At 72.0% G+C, this 2,801-nt stretch carries 5 protein-coding genes; 1 reads left to right on the top strand and 4 read right to left on the bottom strand.

Annotated features, from left to right (window positions below; translation table 11 throughout):
- The 4 genes from VGV13_11510 to VGV13_11495 form a co-directional block, all read right to left on the bottom strand.
- A partial coding sequence (locus VGV13_11510) for a MaoC/PaaZ C-terminal domain-containing protein (protein HEV8641715.1) occupies positions 1-321 on the bottom strand: 321 nt, incomplete at its 3' end.
- 7 nt (positions 322-328) lie between these two features.
- On the bottom strand, positions 329-784 hold the full coding sequence (locus tag VGV13_11505; GenBank protein ID HEV8641714.1) for a MaoC family dehydratase N-terminal domain-containing protein: 456 nt from the start codon (positions 782-784) through the stop codon (positions 329-331).
- Positions 784-1,179, bottom strand: a complete 396-nt coding sequence (locus VGV13_11500) for a thioesterase family protein (protein HEV8641713.1) — start codon at positions 1,177-1,179, stop codon at positions 784-786. Before VGV13_11500 ends, VGV13_11505 begins: the two co-directional genes overlap by 1 nt.
- 10 nt (positions 1,180-1,189) lie before the next feature.
- Complete coding sequence (locus VGV13_11495; protein HEV8641712.1) at positions 1,190-1,927, bottom strand: sulfite exporter TauE/SafE family protein; 738 nt, start codon at positions 1,925-1,927, stop codon at positions 1,190-1,192.
- Positions 1,928-1,946: 19 nt separating this feature from the next.
- On the opposite strand from VGV13_11495, the gene VGV13_11490 reads away from it, so the two are divergent.
- Positions 1,947-2,801: MFS transporter (locus VGV13_11490; GenBank protein HEV8641711.1), on the top strand; the 855-nt coding region annotated here is incomplete at its 3' end.

The following is a 2,801-nucleotide window of genomic DNA, read 5'->3' as shown; positions in this document are numbered from 1 at the left end:
GGTCACGTCGACCGTGGCGCCGCTCTCGGGGTCGACGACGACGGGGCGGGTGAACCGCACCTGGTAGTCGGCGATTCGGCCGGGGTCGCCCACCCAATCGACCACGGGCTGCACCGCGAGTCCCATGGTGAGCATGCCGTGCGCGAGCACGCCCGGCAGGCCCACCGACTGGGCGATGTCGTCGCGGTAGTGGATGGGGTTGAAGTCGCCCGAGGCGCCGGCGTAGCGGGTGAGCTGGATCTGCTGGATCGGACCCTTGACGAGCGGCGGAATCTCGTCGCCGACCTGGACGTCCTCGAAGTACACCTTTGCGTACTTCATCGTCGCCCTACAGGCGAACGACCGTCACCTGGCGCATCGTGGCCACGATCTCATTGGTCCGGTCGGTCACGGCCGTCTCGCGCACGACGAAGGCCAGGGGCCCGCTGCGACCGGTCTTCTCGTAGACGTCGAGCACCTTCGTCCGGCAGAGGTAGGTCTCGCCCGGCGTGAGCTGGCGGACGATCTCGAACTCCTGCTCGCCGTGGAGCACGCGCGAGATGTCCACGCCCAGGTCGCGCAGCAGCGCGCTCGAGTCGGCGACCTCGTGGCGGAAGGAGATCGCGAAGGTCGGCGGGGCGATGACGTCGCCCCAGGGGGAGGCGCGCCCGACGCTGTCGTCGAGGTAGATCGGGTTGAGGTCGCCGATGGCCCGGGCCAACTCCTTGATCTTGCCGCGCTCGACGGTGACCGCGTACGGCGGATACTCCTTGCCGCGGATGCCCCGGTTGATCGCGATGGGCATCAGCCCTGGCCCTTCTTCATCGCCCGGGCCAGGAACCGGTCGAGGTCGGCGACGACGAAGCGCTCGTGCCGCCCCTCGGCGATCTTCTCCTTCTCGTCCCAGGCCTCGACGGCGAAGAGGTAGCGCCGGCCGTCCGTCTCCAGCAGCGTCGCCTTCGCCCGCGCCTTCATGCCCACCGGCGTCGCCGCCAGGTGGCGCATCTCCACCATGGTGCCGACCGTGGCCGCGCCGGGGGGCAGGTGCGGCTTGATGACCGCGTGGGCGGCGTCCTCCAGCAGCCCGATGACGAAGGGCGTGGCCAGGACGCGCACGCCGCGATTGCCCATCGCCTCGGCGGTGCGATCGGGCTTGACGGTGATCGAGACTTCCGCGGTGGCGCCGGGCTTGGGATCCATCGTAGGCTTTTTACCGCGAGACGAGCAGGAACTGCAAGCCCATGAGCAGCAACAAGATTTCGACGAGGGCGAGGAACACGCGATCGCTCATGCGGTCGAGCAGACGGCGCGCGAACCAGGAGCCGGCGAACATGGTGCCCCCCAGCACGGCGCCGATGGTCACCGTCTCCCACGTGAGGAGCGCATACCGCGCGAAGGCGACGGTCCGGGTGGCGTGCATGCCGAAGGTGCAGACGGCCTCGGTGGCGATGAAGGCGCCGCGCCGGAGCCCGTAGGCGATGAAGAACGGCGTCATCACCGGCCCCGTGGTGACGACGATCGCCGAGAGCACGCCGATGAACGCGCCCAGCCACGGGAAGTGGGCTAGCCGCATGCGGAAGTAGCGGCTCAGCAGCAGCCGGCGCAGGGGTACCGCGGCGATCAGGAACCCGCCCATGATCCAGCGCAGCGAGTCGCTGGGGGCGCCGGCGTAGAGCGCGGCGCCGACGGCGGTGGCGGGGACGGCGCCGGCCAGGAAGCGGACGACGACGCTGCGGTTGACCTCGCCCCGGCTCCACCAGATGCGCGAGAGGTTGCCCAGCAGCATCGTCACGGTGAGCACGGGCGCGGCCGCCCGGAGCCCGAGGGTCCAGGCCACGAGGGGCAGCAGGATGACGCCGGCGCCGAATCCGGCGACGCCTCCCACGACCGACCCGAAGAGCGCGCCCCCGATCAGAACCGCCCAGCCGAGCGGGTCCGGGAAGAGCATTCGTGCCATCATACGCCACGTGCCCAGGTGGCTCGCGGCGGCCGGCGCCTTCGTCGTGTCGCTCGACTCCACGGTCAACCTCGCGTTTCCGGCCATGGCGCGGGCGTTCGACGCGCCGCCCGAGCGCGTGCGTTGGGTCATCATCTGCTACGTCCTGTCGTACGCGCTCCTGTCGTTCGTCGGCGGCGCCGCCGGCGATCGGGTCGGCCACGGGCGCGTGTTCCGGGCGGGGATCGCGCTGGGCGCCGTCGGGTACGTCGTGTGCGGCACGGCGCTGACGTTTAGTTGGCTGCTCGGGGGCCGCGTCGTCCAGGGCGTCGGGGCCGGGCTCGTCTACGGCACGACGCCGGCGCTGGTGACGTTCGGCGTCGAGCCGGCGGGGCGCGGTCGCGCGCTGGGGTTCCTCAACGGGGCCATCGGCCTCGCCTTCGCCGTGGGACCGCTGCTGGCCGGCGCGCTGGTGGGGCGCTGGGGCTGGCCGGTCGTGTTTCACCTGCGCCTGCCGCTGGCCCTCGTCGTGCTCGCCTGGGCCGTCGCTCGGATGCCGGTGGCCCGCGTGGCCGCCGCGTCGCCCCTCGTCGGCGCCGGCGACGTGGCGCGCGTCTCGGTCCTGAGAGCCGGGGCGCTGGCTTTCCTGGCCAATGCCGGGATCTTCGCGATCTGGCTGCTGGCGCCCTTCTACCTGCTGGAGCGCCGCGGCCTGGACGCGCTGATGGGCGGGGCCCTCTTCACGCTGACGCCGCTGGGCACGGCCGTGGCGGCGCCGGTGGCCGGCTGGATCGCCGACCGCGTGGGGCCGTGGAGACCGATGCAGGCCGGGCTCGTCCTGGAAGCGGCGGGGCTCTTCGCGATGTCGCGCGCCGATGCCGCCACG

The organism is Candidatus Methylomirabilota bacterium (assembly GCA_036001065.1).
Taxonomy (GTDB): domain Bacteria; phylum Methylomirabilota; class Methylomirabilia; order Rokubacteriales; family CSP1-6; genus MNEF01.
This window is presented reverse-complemented; position numbering and strand designations above follow the sequence as displayed.